The sequence below is a fragment of the Oleiphilus sp. HI0066 genome (assembly GCF_001635725.1).
Map to the genome: position 1 here is coordinate 1 of NZ_LWFH01000277.1, position 526 is coordinate 526.

Annotated in this window: 1 protein-coding gene; it reads right to left on the reverse strand. The window is 46.0% G+C overall.

All coding sequences use genetic code 11. The features are described 5' to 3' along the window. Nucleotides 1-94: 94 nt before the first annotated feature. Nucleotides 95-526: DUF1513 domain-containing protein (locus tag A3738_RS04160; RefSeq protein WP_156503940.1), on the reverse strand; the 432-nt coding region annotated here is incomplete at its 5' end.

Consider the following 526-nt stretch of genomic DNA (forward strand, 5'->3'; position numbering starts at 1 on the left):
CGACTCGGCGACGCACTTACCAACAATGAGATCGCAAACAAAGGCAAGAGCAATGAACTCAGCCTCGTGCTTAGGTTTAGATTAATCAGCATGTTTACACCGTTATTTGGCTGAAGTGATTTCCCCAATGGGCGTTTGGCCATTCAGGAATTGAGACTGAGCTGAGTGCCAAAGCATGAGCGTCAATGTGATACAAAGAACCAGTACCAGAGGTAACAAAAAAGTACCTGCCATCCCGGCTTAAAGCGACACCACTCGCGTCAAAAATTTCTATTGAACTAATAAACTTACGATCTCGAGAATCCCAAAATGTGATGAGATTGCCTCGGGGACAAGTTATAGCAGTGACACCCGTTTCAGGATGAATACAAATGCTTGCAGTGTATTGATTCATTTTCCAATGGGTCTGATCGTCATCCGACTTAACCAACTGAATCTCTCGCTGCCCTTTTTGAAAGCCAACCACCGGCGGGAATTCCCGCTTACCTTTGTACTGAAGTGCCAACCCCACCGTGTCATCACTACC